Origin of the sequence: Candidatus Thiothrix sulfatifontis, assembly GCA_022828425.1 — a bacterium.
Lineage (GTDB): Bacteria > Pseudomonadota > Gammaproteobacteria > Thiotrichales > Thiotrichaceae > Thiothrix > Thiothrix sulfatifontis.
This window is the reverse complement of sequence record CP094685.1, coordinates 602,736-628,180: the sequence shown is the minus strand read 5'-3', so window position 1 is coordinate 628,180 and position 25,445 is coordinate 602,736. Positions and strand designations below refer to the sequence as shown.

Below are 25,445 nucleotides of genomic sequence, written 5' to 3'. Positions count from 1 at the left end.
TCTGGGGAACGACACCATGCCACCAACCACAACCAGCGCTTCAGAAAACCGTGACACCGTAAAAGCCAAAATTCAGGAAATGAATCAGTTGGCGAAAGACGCTGACGCTAAAATGCGCGAAGCCTTGCAAGCCCGCAATCAAGCTTCGGCCGATTTATGGCGCGAACGCCGTGACTACTACAATGCCGAAGTGAGGCGTCTCACCGATTGGTTGAACGCGCCACCAGCCGCCGCGCCTGACACTGCCAGTGCGAATCAATTCATTATCGCGGTAGCTGATTCTTTTAACGCCACGGGCAACCAAGATTCTGCGCACAATGCGATTCTCAAAGAATTGCTGGACGGTAAATACAGTGCTGCCCGGATTCCCGCCAATGACAGTAAAGCTGCCGCCTACAAGATTATTCGCGAAAACAATAGCTCACCGCTGTACTGGATTCGTAACCAAACCCAAGCTCAAGACATGTACAACCGTTTGCCGCTGATTAGCGATGCGGAACAACGCCGGTTCACGCGCCTCAACCTAAGCGGGCGCCGCATGGGGCAGACATTTTTTATTCGCGACTTTATGCAAATCTACAGTCAAGGCAATTTAACGATTGGCAATCTAGTGGTGGTGGATGATAGCGTGTACGCCAGCTTTGCCCAAGACTTTGACAAGTTAGTGAACAATATCAATGCCTATCAACAACAACGCGGGCGCACCCACCGTATGTTTCCGTTTTTGCGCATGGCACACCGCGATGCCTTCCAATTGATTCCCGACCGCACAGCGGATGGCATTGACCGCTTCGGCGGGGCGGTTATGAGCAACGTCAGCATTTCAGGCAATGTGATTTATTCTGATGGAGCGCTGCAAGGCATCTTTGCCAGTGATGGCGCGTTCCGCAATTTGCATGTTCGCAGCAATCACTTGCAGATCGGTGGGCAACACACGATTTCGATCAGCGGCATGTTGAGCGGATCGATCATGGGCAACACGGACATTCAAAATCAACCGCTGGCAGCCGATAAAATTACGTTGTATCCTTTGCGGCTGGGTGGTGGTGCTAATATTTATATCATCGGTTTCAAGAATAAATCATCGCTTAGCCCAACCGACGGTCGCTATTATCAGTATGACGCGATTTTAGGCGTACCGCCCGCACGTGATTTCCGGCAGCAAGTGCAAACACGCGGGCGCTGTTACCGCGCAGTGGATATGTTGGAGTTGCATACCCTGCTCAAGCGGCAAAACCCGCAAACACCCGCGCAATGGCAGGTGCTAATGGATAGTTTGGTACAACAGGGCTTCGCGCAAGCCGTTTAATGACAGGATTATCACGGAGGATAACCAACCCAATGGTGTACAACATCACAACCTTAAGCCGCTTATTGCTTATTATGGGCTGCTGTTTAAGCACTGCCGGCCACGCCGCTCCCGATGAAGCAGCGGTTAAATTGCCAACCAACTGGTACAAAGCGGCGTTTGAAACACGCTTTCCCCCCGTCGTGCCCGCACTGCCTGCGGCGAATGGCTGGGTCATATTGTATAAAAACAAAGCCGATTTAATGGGCGAACAACACGATGATGTGTTCCACGCCATCAGCCCGGCGCTGAACGCGGCGCTGTCAGCCGACAGCACGGACAACCCGTTTCGCAAGCGTTACCCGGCTTTCTACACACCCGCTAATAATCGCAAGCGGCTTGACGATTGCGCGGTGCTAGGCGTCCCTTTCGAGCTGGATGATAAGCCCACCACACAGGAATGGGTGATCGCGTTTTCCGCCAGGCAATGCTTAAGTGATGATGAAAGCGCCAAGTTGCGCCAAGGCGATACCGAACCGCATCAGTGGGTGTTGCAAAAAGCCGCTAACGGCAAATACCGCGTGTTGGCAGAAGGTGATGGCAGTTTGCATGTGCTCAATCACCAAAAGGAACAAGGGTACAAAGAAATTCGCACCCGCTTAGTGCTCAAACGCGCGTTTCCCAACGATGAATTGCAATGTGGCGGCGCAGAATTTACGTGGCGCTACCGCAATCAAGGTTATTACCTCGCGGCGACCGAAATCATGGCGCAAGATTGCCAGCCGCTGTATTTCCCAGAACTCAGCGGCGAAGCTTGGCAACAGGCGTATAACGAATACGCTCGCCGCGCCAAAGTATTGGTAGACCAATGGGTGAAGTAAGTTAGCGCTACAAGTCAATGCCCGGTTGCGCCTTAATGCCGTCGCGGTAAGCGTGTTTCACATCGGTAATGTCCGACACGGTGTCGGCGAAATCGCGTAAGGTCTCGCTGGCGGCTCGCCCTGTAACCACCACGTGTTGCATGGGCGGGCGAGCGCCGATGGTATCCAGCACCTGATCCGCATCCAGATAGCCGTAATTGAGCAAATACGTCAGCTCATCCAACACCACCAAATCGTAACTGGCATCGGTCAACATGGCTTGTGCCACTGCCCAGCCGCGTTCCGAGGTGGCAATGTCTTGTTCGCGGTTTTGGGTTTCCCAGGTAAAACCGTCGCCCAATACGTGCCATTCGCAGCGGGCTTGCTTGCCAAAAAACGCTTCTTCGCCGGTATCGGTACGGCTTTTGAGGAATTGGCAGACGCCAACTTTCATGCCATGCCCCAAGGAGCGCCCCACCATGCCGAATGCGGAGCTGGATTTGCCTTTGCCATTGCCGGTCAACACCAGTAATAAGCCTTTTTCTTGGTCAGCATTGGCGATGTTGGCGTCGATAATGGCTTTTTTGCGTGCCATGCGCAGTTGGTGGCGGGTGTTTTTATCGGTGTCAGTCATCGGTTCGTCTCGGTTCAAAGGGGGAAGCTACGCGATAATAGCCGCTTTGATCTCGCTCGGCAGTTTCATACGTTTTATGTGTTGGAACAGCGCTTCGGCTTCGGGGTATTGGCGGCGCAAATAGGTGAACCATTGCTTGATGAAACTCGCGGCGTATTGCGGGGCGCGGGCTTCTAATTCGGTAGAATAGCGCACCACCAGGGGCAGCACTTGCGCCCATGACAGCGGCGTATACGCTTCACCGGCTAATCGCGCCCGAATCGCCAGTGCCAAATCGGGGAAACTTAATGCGCCACGCCCCAACATTAAATCCGCACAGCCGCTGTCGGTTTGGGCTTGAATGGCATCCGCCACTGACCAGATTTCACCGTTGGCAATCACCGGCAGGCGCAAATGCGGTTTGACCGTGCCGATTTCTGCCCAATACGCGGGGGGTAAATAACCGTGTTGCTTGGTGCGGGCGTGGATGCACAATTCGGTTGCCCCCGCTGCTTGGACGCCGTGCGTAATCTCCGCCAGCAAGCTGCTGTCTTTGAAGCCGAGGCGGATTTTGGCAGTGACCGGAATTTGTGGGCTGACTGCCGCCCGCACCGCTTGCACAATGTCATGCACGCGCTGCGGTTCGCGCAATAACACCGAACCGCCATCGCTTTTGTTCACAGTTTTGGAGGGGCAACCAAAATTGATGTCGATGCCGGGTGCGCCCAAACGTTCCAGCACCTGCGCATTTAACGCCATGTACAGCGGATCGCCGCCGAGGAGTTGCACATACACCGGCGTTCCGGCGGGCGTTTTACCGCCCGTGTGCAATTCGGGGCAAGCGCGGTAAAACACCCGCGTGGGCAATTGCCGATCAACCACCCGCACAAATTCGGTCACGCAACGGTCGTAACCGCCGACACGGGTAAGCAAGTCACGCATGGTGTGATCCATCACGCCCTCCATCGGGGCGAGGATTAGGCGCACACCATTACGCCGTGGTTTTCAGACCCGACACTTGCTTAACGGCAATGTGTAACAAAGCCGCAACCGTTAAATACAGGCCGGTCACATACAAACCATGCGGTGCATACGTCACCAATTGCATCACAAAACCCATCACGCTGATTTCAGCAGAAGTGCCCGACAAGGCATAAAAACTGCCGCTGGAAATCACTTCCGTTAGCGCAAACCCGACCAATACCGCCAACACCAACTTGCCAAGTGCTATTAACGTTTCCCCTTGATACTGCCCCGCGAACCAACGACCCGCCGCAAACATCGCACCATAAGCCGGAATCAACGCAATGTACGCAGGCGACACGCAGAAATTACTCACACCCAATTGACTGGTAGCAACGTAATCAATCGCCACCGCCGTCGCCATCAAGACCCCGAACGCCAACAAATTGCGCAGGTAAAATCCAGCAAGGAAAAAAACTGCCCAGGACGCATCCAGCAAGTGATCGCTCACATGAGCGCGGGTGACAAGCATCGCCAGCAGCAACATGCCGCCGACCAACCCTTGATTTTTTGTAGAAAGTGCAAACATCATGATCTCCTGTTATTGAGGTGCATATTTAACCGTCACCAAACCGTTAATACCGTCTTGATTATACCCAGCATTGGTTTGGTAATCTTTGTCCAATACATTGCCGAGTTTTGCGCCAACCGTCCAGTCTTTTGCCAAGCGGTAATCAGCGCGTAAATCGACCGTACCGTAGCCGGGCAATTTGGCACTGGCGGTATTGGCATCGTCGGTATAACGCTGACTTTCCGCGCGTAACGTCGCACCAACCCGGAATTTATTCACCGCGCGATCAATGTCGACACTGGCCAGTTGTTCTGGGCGGTAGATCAACGTCTTGCCCGCGTCCGTGCCGCTGCGGTTTTCGGGACGTTGCAGGGTAACATTGCCCGCAATCTCCCAAGCGGCTAATTGGGTGCTCGCGCTCAACTCCACGCCTTGAATCCGGGCTTCGTTGGTTTGGCTGACTTGGTAAGTGGGAGGGCGATAGCTGATCAAGTTGTCGATGCTGTTATTAAAAGCATTCGCTGACCAAGTGGTGTTACCCTCGGCAAGTTTACCGGCAATGCCGAGTTCCGCGTTTTGCGACTCTTCCGGTTGCAAGCTCGGCTCACCGCTGAATGGGTAGTATAAATCGTTGAAACTAGGCGCTTTAAAAGCGGTGCCATACGCCGCCGTTACACGCATCCCATTGCTGAGATCGCGCCCGATGGCAACGCCGCCGCTGTTGTAAGTACCGAATTGCTCGTTGTCGTCATGCCGGGCGGATACTTCCAGCCGATTCGCACCGACATCGGTTTGGTAGCTGGCGAACACCCCGGTATTGTCGCGAGTGGTGCGTTCATAAGCACTGTCACTGGTCACTTGATCGCTTTGCTGATCCAGCCCTACCGTTGCGGCGCTGTTGTTGCCCACGTCAATATCAGCTTGCAGGGACGCAGTGTCACGCTGAGTATTGTAAGTGCGGAACGCCGCCAGCGGCTCACCATTGAGGTAGTTTTCCGCTTCATCCCGTGCTTGCCCCAATTGTGTTGTCACCAAAACACGTTCACCCACCGGCTGTTGCCACTGAGCACTCAAAATTTGCTGGGTAACGTGTGTTTCGTTGTTAAAACTGCTATCAAACTGGCTTTGTCCTTGGGCACGCAGCGCCGACACCTCCGCGCTACCGCCATTGGCAAAGCGATGCCCGGCACGCAATGACAAACTGTCGCGCTCATAGCCATCCGCATCCGGCTCGCGCTGATCAGCAGTCGCGTCAATGCCATCGGTTGTTTCCGTGCCTGCGTTGAGGTTGTACCACGTTTTGGCGTCGCCACCTGCCAGATTCACATGGGCTTTCTGGGTATTATTGCTGCCCACACTCACGCTGACTTCAGGCTGAAAGCCCTTGCCACCTTTGCGGGTGAAAATTTGGATGACGCCACCCAGTGCCTCTGAACCGTACAAACTGGAACGCGGGCCACGCACCACTTCAATGCGTTCGACTTGATCCAACGGTAAATCTTCAAAAGCCACGCTGCCAGTGGTAGCGGAACCCACTTTAATCCCGTCAATCAACACCAAGACGTGGTTGGAATTGGTGCCGCGCATGAATACTGACGTTGCTTTGCCGGTGCCGCCGCTGTTACTCAGGTTGATACCGGGTACACGGCGCAAGGCATCGGCAATGCTGCTGGCTTGGTATTTTTCAAGATCCGCCCGCGTAATAATGCTGACAGGGGCTAAGGTTTCATCAACGGTGCGGGCTTTGCGGTCAGCCGTGACGATAATGGCGTCAAGCGCGGTGGTTTCATCAGCCAATACCAGCGGGGATGCCAATAGGCAATGAGCAGCAGTGCCAAACACTGCGGCAAAAATCGTGTATTTCATGGGGGTATGGATTTCCGTAACGCTGCGCCCATCGCGCACGCATGTGAAAACGACTCGAAAGTCGCGCCTTGTCAGGCCGGTGTCGGACTTATCAGATTGATCAAACCTGCTTACCGTTGCGAGGGCAGTGTTGGTGTTGCACCAACTTCCCGTTTAACGCTCACCGCAATGAGCGCACCTAAACAGCGCTGCAAACTACGGGATTAAGCCGCCACTGTCAAATGGAGTCGAGCGCATCGGCATGAACCACGAAGGGCAGATAATGCACATGCGTTTCCACCCTGCCATCCGCCAACAGCGCAATATCACGCCATGCCGGTTTGCTGTGGTCAAACTCAATGTTTTTGCGCACGGGTTTCATTTGCACACACGTAGCCGGTGTGCCGTGAACCGCCACACTACGTCCATCGGCATACTCATGCTTGCCGTTGAATTCTTGGTGAATATGCCCGTTGAACACCACTTTGACTTGCGGGAAATGCGCAATCACATTCCAAAAATACGTTTTCTGCCGCAAGCCCATCACATCCATCCACTCGCTGTCTATCGGCACCGGGTGATGGTGCATGAAAATAGCAGCAAAGTGATCGTCAGGAAGCGTCGCGAGGTGCTGCTCAAAACGTTCAAATTGCGCATCGGTTAAACGTCCGTCGGGTTTGCCATCGGCATGGGTATTCAGCAATAATAAGTGCCACACGCCCAAAGTAACGTGTTCCGGCATGGTGACATTGCCATTCAGATGTTCCTGCATCATTTGCGGAATATCGTGATTACCGGGAATGGTGTAGACCGGCAAAGGGAAACTGTTCAACAAGGCATTGACGCGCTGATAAGTTGCCGGAATTTCTTCCTGTGCCAAGTCACCTGTCAATAACAATGCACTGTAACCCTGTGCCTCCGCGCCCAAATGTGCCAGCATCGCCTGCAATGACAAATTGGGATAAATCGGCAGATCCGTCCAAGTCAGGCGACTGTCATCGCTGGCATAGCAATGGCTATCCGTCACTTGAAATAGATGCACCGCGTCAGGTGTTTTTTTCATATTAATAGCCCCTCACGAGCCTGTTTTAAGCGTAACTGACCACATAACAACATCTTATAATTATTTTCGATGGATTGGCTAGTTTCTTTTTTGGGTAACAATATTCGCCAATAGCGATCATCAACACCAGCCACATCCTATTCATTCCATTCATTATATTGTACTTTACTGCAAATGAGACTGATCGACACACACTGCCACTTCGATGAACCTGATTTTGCCGACGATCGGTCATTATTAGTAGATAAAATGAGCGCACTTGGCGTTAGCGACCTGATTTTTCCTGCCATCAGCGCCAAGCACTGGCCTCGACTGCGCGATATTTGCGCGACTTCGCCGCATTTTCATGCAAGCTATGGCTTACACCCGGTGTACCTTGCTGAACATGCCCCTACTGATCTTGTGTCATTGCGCCACTGGTTAAAACAAGAACAACCCGTCGCGATTGGCGAATGCGGGTTGGATTTTTTCTTGCCAGAACTGAGCGTAATGGAACAAGAATCTTTATTTATCGCCCATTTAATACTCGCTCGCGAATTCGAGCTGCCACTCATTATCCACGCTCGCCGCTCGCTTGACTGTGTTCTCAAACACATTCGACGCTTTTCTGATAAAAAAAATTTAGGTGGCGTGATCCACAGTTTTGCAGGCAGTCAGCAGCAAGCCGATATGTTGATCAAATTAGGGTTTTATTTGGGGGTGGGCGGCACCGTGACGTATCCTCGCGCACAACGGCTGCGGCAGGTACTTGCCAATGTACCGCTGGAGCGGCTGCTATTGGAGACGGACGCACCTGATCAGCCGGACAGTGCATGGCGTGGTAAACGCAATGACCCTACACGCCTGCCAGTGATTGCGGCAAGCTTGGCAGAATTACGGGGTGAAAGCCTTGAGCACATTGCTGAAATAACCACCGCGAATGCGTTACACTTATTTAAACTGCAACACGAGTCTTTATGAAATACTTTTTTCCAACCCTAATGATCTTAGCCATCCTTTCTGGGGTAAGTCTGGCACTGACGCCTTACATTGCGGAACTGTTTTTTCCGGCATCTAAAACCAGTTTGCGTATTGCCGACCCCGAACGTGCCAAACAAGCGCTTGCCAACTGGTTTGGTACTGAACCGACTAAAGTGAGCGAAGTGCAAGCCAGTAATCAGACATCTGCGGAAAGCAATACCTCGTGGTTTGCGTTTGGCATGGAGCGCTCAGCAGTCGAATATTTCATCCGTCAAAACGGTTTGAAACAACAAAATTTAAGCTCTGAGGTCTTACAAAACACCTTCATGACGCAGCAACCCCCGGCTCCTTGGTGGCAACCGGCAGCGTTAGGGCGCGAAACCTGCTTTACTGGCAGCGCTGAAGGCCGTGAAATCGGCTTGATTTATCATGCGGAATTGAAGAAGGGTTTTCTGATTATGCGCACTCACCAAAAACCTTCTAAGTTTTGAGTCAGCATAAGGCACGTGCGTTTTGCACCCACGTTTCTGGCGGTTGATACAGATCTGTGCCGATAATGCGTTGAATGTGCTGCACGTCATCCGTGGTAAATTCAGCCACTTGGCGGTAGGTAACAATGCCTAGCGCCTTCAAGTGACTGGCTAATTGTTGGCTAATGCCTTGAATGCGGGTCAGATCGTCGTGCGGTGCAGCGCCTGACAGCAAGCTATCGGCTGCTGATGCAGAGTGCAGCGCATCTTCCTTGGCAGTTGTAGCGGGAGCCGCTTGCATCGCCGTGCATACCTGCTGCTGACGTTGCCGCTCAACGCGCCAATCAGCCAAGGTTTTTTCTTGCGCGTGGTATTGTTCCAGCAGGTGTTGGTATTCGCGCCGAGTCTTTTCCAGTGTTTTCCTGAGTTCTAGGAACTGACCATAATCGCTTGCTGCTGACGGTGTACTAATTTTGCGCAAGACTTTTTCCAACTGACGGGCTTTATCGCGCAAATACGCATTGTCTGCCCTCGCATCTTGATAATTGCGCCGCAAACCTGCCAATTCGGTCAGGCATTGCGCTGCTTCGCGGGCACAATGCCATCTCACAACCCAAGCGCCCAACAGTGCACCGATCAAGACTGCAATGCTGAGCCACGACACCATTTGGAGAGCGAGATAGAACATTGCCGCTATTACTCCAACACCGTAATAGCGATCCGACGGTTTCGCTCCGAATCTGTGGCGCTGGCGTCCACGATTGGGCGGGTAGAACCGTAGCCCTTAGCTTGCACCTGCTTAGCTTCGATGCCTTGCGACAATAAGTAATTGCGGATCACTTCGGCGCGCGCTTGACTGACCGTCAAATTACCCAGTGCCGTGCCGCCGTGGTCGGTGTGTGCGGAAACTTCAATAATCATTGTCGGCTGTTGACGCAATTCAACCAGCACTTGCTCCAACGCAGCCATAGCCTCGCCGTCTAATTCGGCTCTGGAATACTCAAATTGAATGGCACTCAAATCAATTTTTTCAATGGGAAAACGTTTAGATGGGGTATGTAACCCAGCGGGTGCGGCGGGAATTTCCAAACTGTCGGCCTGTGCGGAAGCCGTACTCACAGGGATAAGACGATTCTCAACGTGACGCACCCCGTAAACATTGCTAACGATTTGTTGCAAGCGTTGCCCCTCTGTTTCACCGGCAACGGTTCCGGTCAAGACGCCATCACGCCCATTAAAATGAACCAAATGCGTGGGCAAACCCGACTCCGCTAATGCTTGGCGGGTACGTTGCAATAAATCTGTTTCAATCGCCGGTTGTTGCACCCACAAACTCAACAAAGTTAAGACGGTGACTGCTACCAATGCCAGCAGCGCAGCAAACGGCATGACTTGCTGTTTGCTCACGGTTACGGAAAAAGCCATTAGATGCTCCCAATCTATTACTCGAACCATAGAATATAGACCAATGGTTGAGTCTTGAGATTAGAAGCATCGCGATATATTCGCCAGTGACAACAGGATAGAGGGGGATAAGCAGCAGATCAGCAGGATAAACTGCTAATTTATAAAGATTAACGGTTTTATCAAGTAATAAACGATAAAATTTCGCGGGCTTCTTGGCGTTGCTGTTCGCCGCCTTCGACCAAAACATCCTGCAAAATGTCAGCAGCGCCTGTCGAATCCCGCAAATCCAAATACGCGCGAGCAATATCCAGCTTGAGGGCAGCGTCCGGGTTTTCATCTGAGGGAAGTACAATACTGGTCGTTGCAGGCGGCAAATCCGTCATGACGGGCAGCGGCGGTACCTCAACCGATGCCGTTGGCTCGGTGATCACGCGACTGGTTACGGCTGCAACGGGTGCTACTGCACGTTGGCGCTGCAACAGCCACAACAGTGGCAGAGTCAATAGCGTTAGCAAACCGAGTAAAATCCACGGCAAGTTACCCGAGCCTACCGCTTTGGTTTCTGCCACTGCTGCCGCCGCGCGAATTTGTTGCAGGTCATTCTGCAATACTTCGTTTTCGCGCTGAATTGCTGCCAGTTGTTCCTCTAACGTGGTATTAGTGGCTTTACTCGCAGACAAGGCTTTTTCTGCCTCCGCCAAGCGCTGTGGCAATGCGTCATCAACCGGGGATGGCGCGGACACTGGCTCAGTGGTAGGTTTGCCTGCTGCCGCCTCATTCACCATTTCCTGTAACGAGGCATTTTCCTCTTCTAAAATGGTAATGGTTTCTTCGAGTTCCGTGACCTGTACCGTTAGCGCTTGTACTTTTTCTTGGAGCGCGGGGTCAACACCTTCAGCAGGCTTGGGAACCGGCGGTTTAAGCTCAGGAATGTCAGCGGGCTCAGGGAGCTGAAGCGTTTTGCCCACAATCAAGCTATTAATATTTTCACTGCGAAAAGCTTGCGGGTTCCGTTTGAGGATTTCCCGCATAATCGCCTGACGGTTGTCATAACCGGGATATTTTTCAGCAACAATCTTGCCCAAAGTATTGCCGGACTGAACCTCCCAAGCACTATCTGCTGCTAGAGCCGTGCCAGACAAACACGTTCCTACCAATGACACAGAAATTAACGCCCGCAATAAACGGGAGCGCACCTGCTGGTGAAAATAGGTCAGTTTTTTCATGCTTAGTTAACCAATGTATCCATCAGGTCAATCATAAATTCGGTATCTTCCTGTTCCTGTATTTCCCAGCCTTGCAAACCCATGCTGGCTAAAACGCCTTGGCTCTTGGGGTCAGCACTCATGGCTGGCAAAATACGGCGCAATGACTCATGCTGCGCTTGCAAACGTGGGCCTGCCAACAACACATGGCGAATCACGTGTATTTCGCTGCGAATCAATTCACGCAACTGGCGGCGAATCATGCCAGAGAGCGCTTCAAACGCATCCCGCAGGAAAAATCCAACATCCGCTTGCTCCTGCAATAAGCGCTTAGCCACCAACACATAAGTATCCACCGTATGGGTTTGGATATTTTGCGCCGATAAATCCGCAGGCTCTAACATAATCATCGCGATCAGGTTCACATCCGGGTCATCGGTTGCCGCAATCCGAATACCCGGCAACAAATCTTCGATACATTGCACGGGTGAGTCGACCGCCACCGCAATAATCGCCTCATCCGATTTGTGCAACGGCGTTGCAATGGCAGTGAAACCCTTTTCGCGCACCAACATTGCCGCATCGAAAGGGTTGGCATAAATCAGGTCGATCCCATCTTGCTGAATCACTGCCCGCTGACTGGCAAAATCATCAAACAAACTCACGTGAATGGGCACATCCAACTGGCGTTGCAACCACGTGTTAAAAATGTACCAACCTGCAATCTGTGCGGGTGGAAAATCGGGGCTGACACTCATTACATAAGGCTTCATTTCAGACCTCCGCTTGCTTTAACTGCGCGTAATACGCAATGCAGGCATCGACTTGGGTGCGCGAAGGTTTGCGTCTTACCGAGGTACAACTGATCGCATTTCCTGCCCGCATATTGAGAATTATCGTGGCATACACCCAGTAATAACACCCGTTTTTACACAAATTCTTAATGTAACCGTGCCATTTTTCGCCCCGTGCCACCGTTTCCCACGCATCCTTGAAAATGGCTTTCGGCATATCGGGATGCCGCAAAATGTATTGTGGCTGCCCAAGCAATTCGGTTTCAGAATAACCAGACATTTCCACAAATGCCTGATTACAATGGGTGATAATGCCACGCAAATCCGTGCGCGACACAATTAACTTACCTTCTGGAAAAGGTGTTTCTTCGTCCCTCACCAGTACACGCCGCGAAGTACCGTCGTAATAATGTAACTGATGCGCCGTGTAAGGCGCTTCCACGTCCTTGTTTGTCATATCTTCCATCACATCACTCCGTGTTGGCTTCCCGCAATCTAAAACGGCGTAGCAATAAACCGTCAGGCATGGGTTGAGACAACTTTATTGTTATGATATTCAGCTTAGCGATTAGATAATTTTGCCGATATTCTCGGCAGCACGCTTCACGTCCAAGAAAATCAGACCAAGACGTGCATTCGGTTTCGCCAATACTGTCACCACCGCTTCATTGCCTGCGTGTGTCATCAAAATATAGCCTCTAGCGCCTTTAATCAGCACTTGTTCCAGCGCACCACGCGCCAATTCTTCTGCCGTGCGATCGCCCAAAGACAACATCGCAGCACTCATTGCGCCCACGCGGTCTTCGTCCATACCACCGGGTAACATCGAGGCCATCATCAAACCATCCGTAGACAAAACCGCAGAGGCTTCGATATCCGCAGACGAACCGTTTAGGTCACTAAGAATAGAATTCAGCATTTCAGAGCGCATGTCGCGTTTTCTCCTTGATTATCAATAGTTAATTCAATTTATACAGGTATTTCAGTATTGCCGTAACGCATTTCCAGCGCCCACACCAAGCGTTTGAAGTCTGGCTGGTTAAATTGGGGAATGCCGCCAATAATCAGGGTAAAACGGTTTTGACCAATGTAGAGCGGCCAAAAACCGACTTCACTGTTACCACTGGCATCCACCAGACCCCACGCCCGTTGACGATAGCCCAAATTGCCATGCAACAATTCTTTATGGCGAGAATACACTGCCGTCAAGTTGGCACTTAAGGCGGCAAGCTCTTCAGCTGCTTCGTGGGTAAAACCGGCACTGCCCAAATACAGCCCCCGGCTTTCCGCCAAAATCGCCTTGCCCTCATCAGACAGGGTACGCAATAATTTAGGCAGTAAACGCTCCAGCGTTTCTTCCGGTGCAGACTCATCTTGCTCTTGCCCCAGAATCATCCCGGCTTCTTGCATCCAGTGGACGAATTCCAATGCACGCTTTTTCTTGTAGCCGCTAAGCTCACAGGCAATATCAACCGTAAACAGTGGAGTAACAGCTTCCTGAAACAAGCGGTGTAAAAATACCCGCCCCGGTTCTGCGGCATTGTCTTGTACCGCATAATAAGTACCTGCCGGGGTCACGCCCAGATGCAAGTTTTCGGTGAGTATGTATTCGCTCATCAGTTGCTTACTCCGGGATCCAGTGAGAATAACAACGCCTGAATCAGCATGGTGACATCTTTATGACTGCGTGCGTCGACCTCGAACACCGGCGCTTGCAGTGACAACGATTCCAGATAATGCCGGTATTCGATCAAGCCTGGTTTGCGGTGCAAATCCATGCGTGTCACTCCCACCACCATTTGCTGCTTTTCAATGAAGTCGCGGAAAGCGTTCGTGTAGAAGCGGATGTCTTGAAACGGATCCTTGCGGGTATTGTCCAGTAGCAAAATCAAGCCGATTCCACCTTTAGTCAAAATATCCCACATAAAATCAAAGCGTTCCTGACCGGGCGTACCGTATAGGTGCACCCGCTCGTTTTCACCCAAGCGGATCAAACCATAATCCATCGCCACCGTGGTTTGCGGCTTGCGGCTTTTGGTCATGTCCGAAGCGTATTCATCGGTCGAAATGGGTTTTATATCACTGATGGCGGCGATGGCAGTGGTTTTACCAGCACCGACCGGGCCTGTGAAAATAATTTTGCGGTTAATCATGCTACTCATAAAGCTATTTCGTCCCCCCTCCCAACAAACGCTTCAACAAGCGCGAGAAGAAGCCACGATTTTCCTGCTGCGGCTTCTCTTTTTCCCGACTTTTGAGTTTGTTCTGATCCATTTCAAACAAGTTAAGTGCATTAGCTGCGGTGTGGAATGCAAATACATAGCGTTGCGGAATGACCAAAGCCTTGGCAATATCCAGCGCGTTTGCCGGGCGTTGATTCCACAAAGCAGCGATACGCATAATGTGGGGGAATTGCTCAAGACGTGTCAGGTTTGGCCAGTATTTCAGCGAAATCTTTTGCTCAATCTCAACACCACGCCCTAAACGACCGCGTGCAGTCAATAAACTGCTGACCCACGCAAAGGCCTCCAGATCCAACAGCATCTCAGCATTGTGCGCTGCATGCTGTTCTAATCTTTCAAGTTCCGCACCGTTGGGTATATGTAGCGCAATTTGCCCCGTTTGTACGGGATTATTGCACAGGATGCGAAATTCTTCTGATCGGGTGTCCAATGTGCAGTGCGCCAGCCCTTGCTGCGGCATCAGTAAAGCGTAATTTTGCGCTGATAATTTAAGATACACGGTTTGTTGTGAATCTCTTGCGACCCGTATGGCTTCTAAAATTGTGCTGAGCACGTAATTTTCCGGGGTAAATAACGCTATATCAGCCATGGACGCCACGTCGTCTTGTTCACCACACAATGCTTTCCAACGATTCTCTGCCTCTTCCTGAGACAATGAATCATCGACAGGGCGATCGATTTCCTCCAAAGGAATATCCACTTCCGCCGGATCAAACACGCTGGCGGGAATGTCCGCTTCAGGCAGGGGTGTAGCGGGGGGAGCCTGCTCCTCGGTTTCGTCTTCATCGGGCAGATTGATGACCAGCGAGCGCAATTTTTTATCAGCACGTTGCGCGGATGCTGCCACCCCAAACGGTTGCGGCAGGTCACGAAAATGGGCTTGCGCGTGCTGTACCAAGGGTTTCTCAGCAGCAATTTCTGCACTTGAATCCGCCAAGGGGCGTTGCACTTTGTGAGACTTCGATTCCAACGTCACCAGTAACTCGTGTACCCTGTCAGCGGCATCAGTCAAAGCACGTGAGGTCAAGGGTTTAGGAATCCAGATGCAGTTCGGTAATTCAGCGGGATGCACCGACAAAATAATGCCCGGTTTGTGTGCAGCCGTCCGCTGTTGCCAATCTTCCTTCGCATCAGGGTGATCATGATCCAGAATAAAGGCATCAGCCTCGGCTTCTGGCACCACCCGAAATAAATTGCGCCCAGCACCTGAGAAAAAAAACTCAAGTATTGCTCGGTTGTGCGGGCTAATCGCCAGCAACGCAACTTTCAAGGGGCCTGTTTTAGAATGTTTCAGCATAAATCCAGCCTGCTTATCGTTATTTTTTTACCATTGTTCGGATTCCTGCTGCTTCTCCAGCCACAGGGCAGAAATTTCGCGCCCCGCTGCCTGCATCCGCTCGACCATGGTATTCAGCCCATCCTTGCTGCGCGTGTACTGATAAATGTTCACAAGCTCCTGCTCCATTGCTACCTCGGTGTTGCCTGCGAGAACTTCGGCTTCCAATAACTCGCGGGCAGTATCAATCTGACCGTATTCCAAACAAGCGAAAACTTCTTCCATCACATTGGAATATTGAGCCGCTTCTTGAGCACGCTCAAGCATTAGCAATTTGACCCCGGAGGTTTCTTGCCCAGTGGATAAAACCGATCCCTCGCGCCATTGCTGGTAATCGTCAAGCGCTGCCGGTGCTGCCAGCCATTGCTGGAAAAACATCTCATCTTGGCGATTCAAGTCGTCTTTCACCAAATTAAACAAGCGTTCGCGTAGCAACGAACCTGCACCGTCCAAGGCCAGAAATAAATCCTGAAGACTACCTGCTAAATAATTACGCAATGACTCGTGCTGTGTCAACAAAATGCGCTGGGTGTGTGCACGTAAATCCTGTGGGTAGCGGCAAATGTGGTGAGAAAGAAAACGCCACACGCCCAAAACGTCATGGTGCTGATGCAGCCGGAGCTGTCGCTCAGACGCAAGACTAAAAGCCAAGGGCAATTCCGGCGGGGGCTGGGTTTTCCCGCTGCGTAGCAATTTTCCTAACATAATTTCAGGTTCACACCAAACACTCAATCATGATTTATAGTATATTCTATCAGAATAGAAGAAGACATTTTAATCATAGTCTATAAACAACGGGGAAAAATGTTTTTCTGATGAAAGGTGAGGCTCTCTAGTGGCACGATGCTGCTACAATAGGGCAGTCTGGTGATTTAAGGCAAGAGGACGCCGATGTTTTACCTAACAATACAAATTGCTTTGTTGTTGGCACTAGCGGTGGTAAGCGGCTTGGCCATTGGCTGGTGGGCTGGTAATAAAACGGCACAATCACACACATTGGCTCCAGAAACGGTCGATGACCCTTTTGATGCGCGGTTTCGCTTGGAACAATGCCATCGTGAGAATGCGACCTTGCGCCGCGATTTGAAAGAAGCCGAGGAACGTGCTGAAAAACTAACAGCACGTTTAGAAAACAGCACGCAACCGGATGATGACGTGCTGGAGCGCTTGGAAACTTATGAAATTCGCGTGCAAGCGTTGTTAGAAGATTTGCAGATGCGCGACGATACCATTGCGGTATTGGAAAATGAGCTGGAACAAATGCGGGCACATGGCAATAACACATGATGTTTCGTCAGACACCTGCTAGTATCCTTGACTTGATTACTTTGTTTTTACGAACTCAATAAATAAGACAAATACATGACAACCAGAAACACCTCTTCAGCTTCGTTGCTTGAAAAAGACCTGGAAATTATTGGCAATATCACTTTTCAGAACAATTTATACGTTCACGGAAAAGTGAATGGCAATATTGTTGCCCCCATGGACTCGCGTGCTGCTTTGTATATTCAGGGAGATAGCGAAGTGAGGGGGGAAATACGTGCACCACTCATTATTGTTTCGGGCGCTATATCAGGTGATATATTTGCATCCCGGCGCATCTCATTAAAATCCACTGCTAAGATTAATGGTAATATTCATTACGTTGAAATTCAAATGGATGAGGGCGCCGAAGTGAACGGTGTGCTCGCCAGCATGAACAGTATTTCTGATGACCAATAAGACTGGCTTGCTGCTTTATTAAAAATCTATACATAAATTTTAAAACAGTGCTACGCTTAGCATCGTAGGAACACCTATGAAAGATAAGCAAGGATTGCTCATATAGAACAGTGGTTTTCAAGGAAACAAGAAGGCCACAAGTGTTAGGCGCGTATTCGATGCGACCATCACTTAACTATTTTTTAAAGTCAACTTTTGTGGAGATAAAACAATGACTCAATACCGTGTACTGATCGCTGCGCTGCTGGCTGCTTTCGCTCTGACTGCTTGTGGCGAAAAAGCTGCTGAAGCACCTAAAGCTGATGCACCTGCTATGCAAACTGCTCCTGCTGCTGAGCAAGCTGCACCAGTCGCACCTGCTGCTGATCCGGCTGCACCTGCTGCACCAAAGTGATCACTGGCCGTTAGGCTGTTGACTACAGAACAGGGTGGATTTTTCCACCCTGTTTTATTTTGTGGGTATCCTATCGTCTGGCATAATCGGTTTCTGTTTTCCAGAAAAGCCATTACCCATGAGTTACTACCAATACCACGTCTTTTTTTGCACCAATCAACGTGCTGATGGCGAATCCTGTTGTGCGCAATTTGACGCCCAAGCCATGCGCGATTACGCCAAGCAACGCACCAAAGACCTCGGCTTGCACAAAGACGGCAAGTCACGCATCAATTCTGCGGGCTGCTTGAATCGCTGTGCTGAAGGGCCAGTGATCGTCGTTTACCCTGAAGCCATCTGGTACACCTATGTCGATAAAGACGACATTGATGAGATCGTCGAAAGCCATTTGCAGCAAGGCAAACCCGTCGAACGTTTAATGCTTGACCCAGTATGATGGATAAATGGCGGCATTATGCCCGTTTGGTACGCCTTGACCGCCCGATTGGTATTTATTTATTGCTGTGGCCTACTTTGTGGGGGCTGTGGATAGCGGCGGAAGGCGTACCCGATTTATTGGTGTTGCTGGTGTTTGTTGCTGGCGTGGTGCTGATGCGTTCTGCCGGTTGCGCGATTAACGATTATGCTGACCGTGAAGTTGACCCACACGTTGCTCGCACCAAAACGCGCCCGTTGGCGGCAGGGCACATCACCTCGCGTGAAGCCTTGGGTGTATTTGCAGTATTAGGCTTAAGCGCTTTTGCGTTGGTGCTATTGTTGAACGGCTTGACCATTGCGCTATCGGTGGCGGCGGTATTATTGGCGGCGACTTACCCGTTTATGAAGCGCTTCCACCATTTGCCGCAAGTGCATTTGGGAGCAGCGTTTGCGTGGGCAATTCCGATGGCGTTTACGGCGGTAACAAACACGTTGCCACCGTTGGTGGCGTGGTTGCTGTTTCTGGCTGCGGTGCTGTGGACAACGGCCTATGACACCATGTACGCGATGTGTGACCGCGAGGATGATGTAAAAATCGGGGTAAAGTCCAGCGCGATTTTGTTCGGGCAACACGACCGCTTGATCATCGGTATTTTGCAGATTCTTACGTTGGCGTTGCTGGTTGCTGTGGGTATTCTGAGCGAACGCGGGGCGTGGTATTGGCTGGGATTAGTGGTGGCGGCGTTACTGTCGGTCTACCAACAATGGTTGATTCGTGAACGTGAACCGCAATCCAGTTTACAAGCTTTCCTCAATAATCATTGGCTGGGCATGGCGGTATTTGCCGGAATTGCAGCCGATTATGCTTTCTGAAGCAGATTCCGCTACAATCGCCTGCTTTATGACACTTTTGAGCTTGCATTATGTCCAGACAATCCAGTTTTACCCGTGAAGAACTTCTACAATGTGGCCGTGGCGAGATGTTCGGCCCCGGTAACGCGCAATTACCTGTCCCCAATATGCTGATGATGGATCGCATTGCCGAAATCAGTGCGGATGGCGGCACGGCAGGCAAAGGCCATATTGTGGCAGAACTGGATATTACCCCCGACTTATGGTTTTTTGATTGCCATTTCCCCGGCGACCCGGTGATGCCCGGCTGTTTGGGCTTGGATGCGATGTGGCAAATCATCGGTTTTTACCTCGCGTGGCTCGGCAACCCCGGTCATGGACGCGCCTTAGGTGTGGGTGAAGTCAAATTCTTTGGTCAAGTATTGCCAAAAGCCAAGCAAGTGACTTACAAAATCGAATTAACCCGCGTCATTACCCGCAAACTGGTAATGGGCATCGGCAACGGCACCATGGAAGTCGACGGGCGCGAAATTTACAGCGCGAAAGACTTACGGGTTGGGTTGTTCACCTCAACCGACAATTTCTAATGCAATAACTGCGAGCGAATCGGTAAACCGTGATTGAAGTTTGGATTCAATCACGCTATCATACTTCGCTTTTCGTACATACCCGAATAACTTAAGGATTTCAACATGAAGCCCGGCATTCACCCTAACTACAGAGAAGTCGTCTTTCAAGACATGACTAGCGGCTTCGCGTTTTTGACCCGTTCCACGGTCAACACCAGAGAAAATATTACCTGGGAAGATGGCAAAGAATACCCACTGGTCAAAGTGGAAATTTCTAGCCAATCTCACCCATTCTACACCGGCAAGCAAGCGGTTAGCACCACGGCTGGTCGTGTAGACAAGTTCAAGAGCCGTTATGCACGTGGCGCTAAGTAAGCCCTAGCAGACTGTTCCAGAATCATGCATCATTGAAAGGCGTTCATCAGAGCGCCTTTTTTGTGTTTGATGGAGAACGATAACATGCGGCTAACGACTCTTATTTCCAGCATCCTGGTCAGTGGCACAATCTTACTTGCCGGGTGTTCGGTCAGCCCGGTCACGGGTGAAAAGCAACTGGCCTTGATGTCCGAAGCAGAAGAAATTCAAACCGGGCAACAAGCCCACCGTGAAATTTTGGCGAAAAGCCCACCGTATCAAGATGCTGGCGTACAAGCTTACGTCAGCCGCATTGGGCAACTGATGGCGTCACAAAGCCATCGCAATAACTTGCGTTTTACCTTCACGGTATTGGATGACCCCGCTGTCAATGCGTTTGCTTTACCCGGTGGCTACGTTTACATCACCACGGGGTTGATGATGTATTTGAATTCCGAAGCCGAGCTTGCCGGGGTATTGGGGCATGAAATTGGTCACGTTGCCGATCGTCACAATGTCCAACAAGCTTCTTGGAATGCCGTGGGCGGTCTTGCCGCCAGCGTAATCGGTGAAAAATTCGGCAACAAAGAGCTGATTAACACCCTCGGTGAGTTTGGCTTGAGCAGTTACAGCCGCACCCAAGAACTCGAAGCCGATGGTTTGGGTGCGGAATACTTGGCTCGCGCCGGGTACGACCCTGCGAATATGGCGAATGTAATTGCGACCCTGCAAGCTTACGACCAATTCAAAGGTGGCAGTTCTGACCCTTATCGCGATTTGTTTGCCACGCACCCCAACAACGACGTGCGCTTGCAACAATTGATCGGGCAGGCACGACGCTACGGCAGTGGCACCCGCGATAATGGGCGTGATACGTATTTGCGCCAGATCGACGGCTTGCGCCTGCCGCTAGGCAATGGGCAAACCGTCCAAGTGCGTCTGATGACGGCGCGTCCCGGCGATAACTTCGACAACTTGGCGGTATCCAGTCGTTTGAGCAATAACGCGGCGATGCACTTGCGGGTAATGAACGGGTTATTCCCAAATGGTGAACCCGTCCCCGGTCAGTTACTCAAAACCATTCAGTGAGCGCCTTACAAACCGTTGTAGGGGGTTAAGGCTGGCGGCGTCTGCGGGTTTATCTGCGGACGCTGCGTTGGGGTCAAGCTCAGTTTCTCGCCATCAGCGCGGATGCAATAACGCAAGCCCATGCGATAGCAGCGCTGCGCATTCGCTGGCTCTTTCATGGTTTCCAGCAATTCCGCCAATTCCAAATAGCCTTCGGTGTTCGGCGCTTGATTGAGGCTGGCTTCGTAATAACTTTTCGCCATGCCCCACAGTTTTTGCTGGTTATACAACCGCGCCAGCAACAACAGCAATGCCGGATTATTCGCGGGTTGGCTAAGCTGCCATTTTTCCGCTTGCTGGATGGTATTGCCGAGGCTGTGGTGTTGAATCCGCCCGTATAAATCCGCCAAGTCATCGTCCCAACGCTTATTGAGAATGTTGTTGACGAAGCTGTTACACGCCAAATCGTCCCCGGCAGTGTGCAGCGCTTTGGCATACAACACCATCGCCTCGTGGTTGTCACGAATCAAAGGCGGTAGCTTTTTCCACATGGCTTGGAGCTTATCGGTCTGTCCCGCTTTAGCATAATGCTGGAACATGGCTTTCAGGGTCGCGCCTTGTACCTTGCCCATGTCGTCGTTTTTAAGAAGATTTTGCTTGGCTAAGTCCGGCAATAATCCCAGCAGCGCGTCCCAATTTTCTTGGCGATACAACACTTTCGCCAACAATTTCAAGACGTAAGGATGCTTGGGGGACAGTTCGCGCAAACGCACCAAGGTAGCGTGGGCTTGTTCCAATTGCCCGCTGCCGAATTGCATTTCAGCTTGTGACACCCCGACCGCAACATTGGCTTTGCTGTCGCTTTCAATCGCTTGCTTGAGCAATTCGTCACGGCGTTCATACGCTTCACGCATATGTGCCGCGCGTGCCGCCGCGAGGTAGTTCAGCAGCGGCGTATCGCTATAAGGTGCATGATCCACCAACAGCTTTTCGGCTTTATCCCAATGGCCTTCGGTCAATTGGATCAAGCCTTGCGTCAACGCACGGTTGGCTTTGCTGCCCAGTCGCGCGGCACGAAAACGGCTAAAACTGCGGCGCATCCCAAAGCCGTGCCGCAACAACGTGACCAGCAAATAAAATCCCACACACGCCAGCAACACCAATGCAGCAAGCGTGGCAGTCTTCATTTCCAGACTCCACACGCCCCACGTAATGGTGGCAATACCGGGGTGTGCCAACACCAACTGCCCCAGCCAGGTCAGCAGTGCAAGCAGAATCAGCAACACGATTAGGTAAAACATCATTCGCGTTTGCCTCCTTCTGCGTTAGTCTTGCCTGAATTTTTTGCTGGTTTTTTGCCAGTACTGGTTTTGGCTGCGTCAGCATCCTCCGCTGCGGGTTCAGCGGTCTCGGCGGGCTTAAGCGCCTCCGTTTTACTGTCAGCAGCGGATTGTTCTTGCAGCACTCTAGCCGTTTCCGCCTGACGCGCACTGTCCAACTGCTTGAGGCTGGCCGAAATATCAGGGATAAGCGGCTGCAACTCCAATTTGCCGATGTCGTCCAGTTCCGCCAATAACGGCTTGGCCTGATCGGGCGGGTAATAGCCATTCAAGGTTTCCCGAATCAGAGTCAATTGCGCCTTGAACCCGGCAGCGTCGCCTTGAAGTACCAATAAGCGCAAATTTTCCAACCGCAATTGCAACAGTTGGAACAAATGCAAACGGGCGTCGGCGTCCAACTGCATTTGCAGAGGCTTGTCGTGTTGGCGGATAACCACGGCGTCATTCAATGTTTCTAAGAATTTACGCTTGTAATCTGCCCATAACGAATTACCTGCCACCACCGATTCAGCATCCGCTGCTGCAAGCGCGGATTCTTCCGTCACCGGGGTCGCAGTCAGTGCGGGTAGCGGCTTCAAACCTAGCGTCATGGCGTTGATGCGTTGCGATACGCCCACAATGTCGGGTATCGGCACGGCCTCTAAACTCGACATATCCCGCGCAATTTGTTGGCGCACCGGCAAATAATTCACCGAGCCGACCTTTGCCAACAACACATCGGCCTCTTTCAGCGCGGTGATGGCGGTGCGTACATCATGCGCCAGATGCAATTGCCGGGAAGCCAGTTTTAACAGGAACTCCACTTCAGCAATCTGCCATTCAGCAGCACTGGCCGGGGTCGCGCTTTGCTGCATTTTCGCTTGCAAAAAGGTCACTTGCTCGACTTGTGAGGCGACTGTATCGGCAAATTGGCGGGTTTGGTTTTGCAACCTGGCCATTTCTTGTAAGGCTTGCTCATTATTACTAAGCGATTTAGCGGTTTTGGCTTCTAAATCCGCGCGCAAGGTATTCAACGCATCACTGGTCGGCACCGTATTGAGCTGTTCACGCAAGTTGGCAATTTCAGCGGCATCTTCGCGCACTTTATCGTTCATGCGCTGCCAATGCTTGTAGCCTGCGGCAATGCCGATAACCGTGAACGAGAGCGCCAAAATGGACATAAAAGCAGCAAAACGGGCGCTGGCTGATCTTGAGGCGGCAGCGCTGTTTTCAACCACTGTAGCCGACCCCATCGGCTCAACCGCATCCACTGTTGAGTGCAAAGTATCGTTATCGGCTGCGTGTGTCGCTGGTTTATCAATCATGCTTGGAATTCCTGTGCCCAATGAATCAGCGCCTGTAACATCGCCTCATCACCGGGGTTGTCTGCAATGCGAATGGCTCCAGTGAATCCAGCGCTGCGTGCCGTGGCTAACATGCGCTGGCTACCGACCAACAAGGGAACCGTTTTTATCCAGTCGAGATTTTCCAGCAAGGTAAGCAAATTCAACACTCCCTCGCTGCTGGTGATAGTGATTATATCAAGCTGACGCTGTTCATGAAGGTATTTCAGGTGATTAGCGTCGATTTGTGGGCAAACCCGTTGATACACATCCAAATAAGTGACCTGTGCACCGCGTTCCCGCAAGGTATCAGCGAGTAATTCCCGCCCACCTTGCCCGCGAAAGATTAGGATATGCCGACCGGCTAAATCCTGTGTTTGCGGCAATGCCAGAAAATCTTCGCTGGTAAAACCTTGTGCGGGAACCCAGTTTGCAGTGAAACCGTGCTGTTGCAACGCCTGCGCGGTTTGCTTGCCAATCGCACCCAGCGTCATCCGGTGTAGCAGTGCTTGCTGTGCCGGATGCAGCGCTGGCAAACCGTATTCCACGGCATTCGCGCTGATAAAGATGGCGGTGTCATGACACGATAACTGTGCCAACGTGAGCGGGATTGCCGCTTGATTATCCGGTGGGCGAATCTCAATCAATGGCAACGGCAACACTGTCGCGCCAGCTTGCTGCAACGCTTGCCGAAACCCGGCGGCTTGATGCGCAGGGCGAGTAACGGCAATGTGCAAGCCCTGCAATGCTTTAGGCATGAATGCCCAGCAACGCCAGCACTTTATCCCCACCTTGTGCCAGCAAATCTTCGGCAATCGCTACACCCAAAGCCTCCGGGTCAACGGTGCAACCGCGTTGTTCACAGGTGTACAGCGCCGAACCATCCGGGAAGCCAATCAACCCGCGCATCCGTAACGCGCCGTCTTGCAATTCCGCAAACCCTGCCACCGGCACTTGACAACCACCGTTGAGGCGCTGATTCATGGCACGTTCGGCACGCACACACACCGTGGTTTCTGCATGGCGCAAGGGAGCCAGCAGATTTTCCACCCGTGGGTCGTTGTGGCGGCATTCAATCCCCACCGCGCCCTGCCCAATTGCAGGCAAGCTTTGTTCGGTGGATAAAAAAGCGGTAATCCGTGCTTGGAATTCAAGCCGAATCAACCCCGCTGCCGCCAGAATAATCGCATCGTATTCGCCGTTATCCAGTTTCGCCAACCGCGTATTCACATTACCGCGCAAATCCTTGATCTGCAAATGCGGGTAACGGGCACGAATTTGAGTTTGACGACGCAAACTCGACGTTCCCACAATAGCGCCATGCGGCAAAGCATCTAAATTCTGGTAATGATTGGAAACAAACGCATCACGCGGGTCTTCACGCTGCAAAATCACCGGCAGGTGCAACCCTTCGGGAAATTCCATCGGCACGTCTTTCATGGAATGCACGGCAATATCCGCAATGCCTTCCAGCATCCCCAGCTCCAGTTCCTTGACGAACAAGCCTTTGCCACCGATTTTAGACAGCGGGCTGTCGAGAATTTTATCGCCACGCGTCACCATTCCCACCATTTCAATCTGGAGGTCAGGGTGAAGTGCTTGTAAACGGTGAGCGACGTGTTCGGCTTGCCACATGGCGAGCGGGCTGGTGCGGGTAGCGATACGAATAATCTCGGACATGATTCCTGCGCGTGTCTGATTGAATAAAGGAATAACAGCCTAGCACTTTACGGCAAAGCTGGGGCAACTTCCATCCTCAGGCAATATTTACGATTAAACTTTAGTC

At 51.6% G+C, this 25,445-nt stretch carries 31 protein-coding genes and 1 riboswitch; of the genes, 12 read left to right on the top strand and 19 right to left on the bottom strand.

Annotated elements, in window-relative coordinates; translation table 11 throughout:
- Nucleotides 1-16: 16 nt before the first annotated feature.
- Together L3K52_03245 and L3K52_03240 are read left to right on the top strand one after the other, a co-directional pair.
- The gene (locus L3K52_03245) at nucleotides 17-1,309 is read left to right on the top strand and encodes a hypothetical protein (GenBank protein ID UOG92753.1); all 1,293 of its coding nucleotides are present in this window, start codon (nucleotides 17-19) and stop codon (nucleotides 1,307-1,309) included.
- Between the two features lie 32 nt (nucleotides 1,310-1,341).
- Complete coding sequence (locus L3K52_03240) at nucleotides 1,342-2,169, top strand: hypothetical protein (protein UOG92752.1); 828 nt, start codon at nucleotides 1,342-1,344, stop codon at nucleotides 2,167-2,169.
- Nucleotides 2,170-2,176: 7 nt separating this feature from the next.
- Here the strand turns inward: L3K52_03240 and cobO are convergent, their stop codons facing one another.
- The 5 genes from cobO to L3K52_03215 all read right to left on the bottom strand — a co-directional run bounded on the left by cobO (nucleotide 2,177) and on the right by L3K52_03215 (nucleotide 7,203).
- Nucleotides 2,177-2,782: a cob(I)yrinic acid a,c-diamide adenosyltransferase gene (gene cobO, locus L3K52_03235; protein ID UOG92751.1), complete on the bottom strand. Its 606-nt coding sequence runs from the start codon at nucleotides 2,780-2,782 to the stop codon at nucleotides 2,177-2,179.
- Between the two features lie 27 nt (nucleotides 2,783-2,809).
- The gene (locus tag L3K52_03230; protein UOG92750.1) at nucleotides 2,810-3,715 is read right to left on the bottom strand and encodes a tRNA-dihydrouridine synthase; all 906 of its coding nucleotides are present in this window, start codon (nucleotides 3,713-3,715) and stop codon (nucleotides 2,810-2,812) included.
- 37 nt (nucleotides 3,716-3,752) lie between these two features.
- Nucleotides 3,753-4,316: a hypothetical protein gene (locus L3K52_03225; GenBank protein ID UOG92749.1), complete on the bottom strand. Its 564-nt coding sequence runs from the start codon at nucleotides 4,314-4,316 to the stop codon at nucleotides 3,753-3,755.
- Nucleotides 4,317-4,325: 9 nt separating this feature from the next.
- Nucleotides 4,326-6,161, bottom strand: coding sequence for a TonB-dependent receptor (locus tag L3K52_03220; protein ID UOG92748.1), 1,836 nt, complete (start codon nucleotides 6,159-6,161; stop codon nucleotides 4,326-4,328).
- Nucleotides 6,162-6,217: 56 nt separating this feature from the next.
- Nucleotides 6,218-6,358: riboswitch (cobalamin riboswitch) on the bottom strand.
- 20 nt (nucleotides 6,359-6,378) lie between these two features.
- A complete protein-coding gene (locus tag L3K52_03215) occupies nucleotides 6,379-7,203 on the bottom strand; it encodes a metallophosphoesterase (protein UOG92747.1) in 825 nt (274 codons plus the stop codon).
- A gap of 174 nt (nucleotides 7,204-7,377) precedes the next feature.
- On the opposite strand from L3K52_03215, the gene L3K52_03210 reads away from it, so the two are divergent.
- Complete coding sequence (locus L3K52_03210; GenBank protein UOG92746.1) at nucleotides 7,378-8,163, top strand: TatD family hydrolase; 786 nt, start codon at nucleotides 7,378-7,380, stop codon at nucleotides 8,161-8,163.
- Complete coding sequence (locus tag L3K52_03205; protein ID UOG92745.1) at nucleotides 8,160-8,654, top strand: hypothetical protein; 495 nt, start codon at nucleotides 8,160-8,162, stop codon at nucleotides 8,652-8,654. Before L3K52_03210 ends, L3K52_03205 begins: the two co-directional genes overlap by 4 nt.
- Before the next feature lies 1 nt (nucleotide 8,655).
- Here L3K52_03205 and L3K52_03200 read toward each other — a convergent pair whose 3' ends face one another.
- From L3K52_03200 to L3K52_03155, 10 genes are all read right to left on the bottom strand, one after another.
- Entirely contained in the window at nucleotides 8,656-9,321 is a 666-nt protein-coding gene (locus tag L3K52_03200) for a hypothetical protein (GenBank protein UOG92744.1), read from the bottom strand.
- Nucleotides 9,322-9,329: 8 nt separating this feature from the next.
- Nucleotides 9,330-10,058, bottom strand: a complete 729-nt coding sequence (locus L3K52_03195) for an OmpA family protein (protein UOG92743.1) — start codon at nucleotides 10,056-10,058, stop codon at nucleotides 9,330-9,332.
- 161 nt (nucleotides 10,059-10,219) lie between these two features.
- Complete coding sequence (locus tag L3K52_03190; GenBank protein ID UOG92742.1) at nucleotides 10,220-11,266, bottom strand: hypothetical protein; 1,047 nt, start codon at nucleotides 11,264-11,266, stop codon at nucleotides 10,220-10,222.
- A 2-nt stretch (nucleotides 11,267-11,268) separates the two neighbouring features.
- On the bottom strand, nucleotides 11,269-12,018 hold the full coding sequence (locus L3K52_03185; GenBank protein UOG92741.1) for a phosphate/phosphite/phosphonate ABC transporter substrate-binding protein: 750 nt from the start codon (nucleotides 12,016-12,018) through the stop codon (nucleotides 11,269-11,271).
- A gap of 1 nt (nucleotide 12,019) precedes the next feature.
- A complete protein-coding gene (locus L3K52_03180) occupies nucleotides 12,020-12,505 on the bottom strand; it encodes a PAS domain-containing protein (GenBank protein ID UOG92740.1) in 486 nt (161 codons plus the stop codon).
- Nucleotides 12,506-12,607: 102 nt separating this feature from the next.
- Nucleotides 12,608-12,970 carry a roadblock/LC7 domain-containing protein gene (locus L3K52_03175; protein ID UOG92739.1) on the bottom strand — a complete coding sequence of 121 codons (363 nt, stop codon included), beginning with the start codon at nucleotides 12,968-12,970 and terminating at the stop codon, nucleotides 12,608-12,610.
- A 38-nt stretch (nucleotides 12,971-13,008) separates the two neighbouring features.
- A complete protein-coding gene (locus L3K52_03170) occupies nucleotides 13,009-13,656 on the bottom strand; it encodes a hypothetical protein (GenBank protein ID UOG92738.1) in 648 nt (215 codons plus the stop codon).
- Nucleotides 13,656-14,201, bottom strand: coding sequence for an ATP/GTP-binding protein (locus tag L3K52_03165; protein ID UOG92737.1), 546 nt, complete (start codon nucleotides 14,199-14,201; stop codon nucleotides 13,656-13,658). Before L3K52_03165 ends, L3K52_03170 begins: the two co-directional genes overlap by 1 nt.
- Before the next feature lie 4 nt (nucleotides 14,202-14,205).
- Entirely contained in the window at nucleotides 14,206-15,579 is a 1,374-nt protein-coding gene (locus L3K52_03160) for a hypothetical protein (GenBank protein ID UOG92736.1), read from the bottom strand.
- 27 nt (nucleotides 15,580-15,606) lie between these two features.
- On the bottom strand, nucleotides 15,607-16,323 hold the full coding sequence (locus L3K52_03155; protein UOG92735.1) for a hypothetical protein: 717 nt from the start codon (nucleotides 16,321-16,323) through the stop codon (nucleotides 15,607-15,609).
- Between the two features lie 186 nt (nucleotides 16,324-16,509).
- On the opposite strand from L3K52_03155, the gene L3K52_03150 reads away from it, so the two are divergent.
- The 8 genes from L3K52_03150 to L3K52_03115 all read left to right on the top strand — a co-directional run bounded on the left by L3K52_03150 (nucleotide 16,510) and on the right by L3K52_03115 (nucleotide 21,018).
- A complete protein-coding gene (locus tag L3K52_03150) occupies nucleotides 16,510-16,905 on the top strand; it encodes a hypothetical protein (protein ID UOG92734.1) in 396 nt (131 codons plus the stop codon).
- 75 nt (nucleotides 16,906-16,980) lie between these two features.
- The gene (locus L3K52_03145; GenBank protein ID UOG92733.1) at nucleotides 16,981-17,343 is read left to right on the top strand and encodes a polymer-forming cytoskeletal protein; all 363 of its coding nucleotides are present in this window, start codon (nucleotides 16,981-16,983) and stop codon (nucleotides 17,341-17,343) included.
- A 211-nt stretch (nucleotides 17,344-17,554) separates the two neighbouring features.
- Nucleotides 17,555-17,737 (top strand): hypothetical protein, encoded by a 183-nt coding sequence (locus tag L3K52_03140; protein UOG92732.1) that lies wholly within the window; start codon nucleotides 17,555-17,557, stop codon nucleotides 17,735-17,737.
- A gap of 118 nt (nucleotides 17,738-17,855) precedes the next feature.
- Nucleotides 17,856-18,173 (top strand): NAD(P)H-dependent oxidoreductase subunit E, encoded by a 318-nt coding sequence (locus L3K52_03135; GenBank protein UOG92731.1) that lies wholly within the window; start codon nucleotides 17,856-17,858, stop codon nucleotides 18,171-18,173.
- Nucleotides 18,170-19,027 (top strand): 4-hydroxybenzoate octaprenyltransferase, encoded by an 858-nt coding sequence (ubiA, locus tag L3K52_03130; protein UOG92730.1) that lies wholly within the window; start codon nucleotides 18,170-18,172, stop codon nucleotides 19,025-19,027. The genes L3K52_03135 and ubiA overlap by 4 nt, the downstream gene beginning before the upstream one ends.
- A gap of 50 nt (nucleotides 19,028-19,077) precedes the next feature.
- Entirely contained in the window at nucleotides 19,078-19,593 is a 516-nt protein-coding gene (fabA, locus tag L3K52_03125; protein ID UOG92729.1) for a 3-hydroxyacyl-[acyl-carrier-protein] dehydratase FabA, read from the top strand.
- Nucleotides 19,594-19,698: 105 nt separating this feature from the next.
- Nucleotides 19,699-19,950, top strand: coding sequence for a type B 50S ribosomal protein L31 (locus tag L3K52_03120; protein ID UOG92728.1), 252 nt, complete (start codon nucleotides 19,699-19,701; stop codon nucleotides 19,948-19,950).
- Nucleotides 19,951-20,034: 84 nt separating this feature from the next.
- On the top strand, nucleotides 20,035-21,018 hold the full coding sequence (locus tag L3K52_03115; protein ID UOG92727.1) for a M48 family metalloprotease: 984 nt from the start codon (nucleotides 20,035-20,037) through the stop codon (nucleotides 21,016-21,018).
- 5 nt (nucleotides 21,019-21,023) lie between these two features.
- Here the strand turns inward: L3K52_03115 and L3K52_03110 are convergent, their stop codons facing one another.
- From L3K52_03110 to hemC, 4 genes are read right to left on the bottom strand one after another with little or no spacing between them, the layout of a single operon-like run.
- Nucleotides 21,024-22,301, bottom strand: a complete 1,278-nt coding sequence (locus tag L3K52_03110; protein UOG92726.1) for a heme biosynthesis protein HemY — start codon at nucleotides 22,299-22,301, stop codon at nucleotides 21,024-21,026.
- Nucleotides 22,298-23,641, bottom strand: a complete 1,344-nt coding sequence (locus L3K52_03105; protein ID UOG92725.1) for a uroporphyrinogen-III C-methyltransferase — start codon at nucleotides 23,639-23,641, stop codon at nucleotides 22,298-22,300. Before L3K52_03105 ends, L3K52_03110 begins: the two co-directional genes overlap by 4 nt.
- A complete protein-coding gene (locus tag L3K52_03100; protein ID UOG92724.1) occupies nucleotides 23,638-24,417 on the bottom strand; it encodes a uroporphyrinogen-III synthase in 780 nt (259 codons plus the stop codon). Before L3K52_03100 ends, L3K52_03105 begins: the two co-directional genes overlap by 4 nt.
- Nucleotides 24,410-25,342 (bottom strand): hydroxymethylbilane synthase, encoded by a 933-nt coding sequence (gene hemC, locus L3K52_03095; protein UOG93961.1) that lies wholly within the window; start codon nucleotides 25,340-25,342, stop codon nucleotides 24,410-24,412. The genes L3K52_03100 and hemC overlap by 8 nt, the downstream gene beginning before the upstream one ends.
- Nucleotides 25,343-25,445 lie beyond the last annotated feature (103 nt).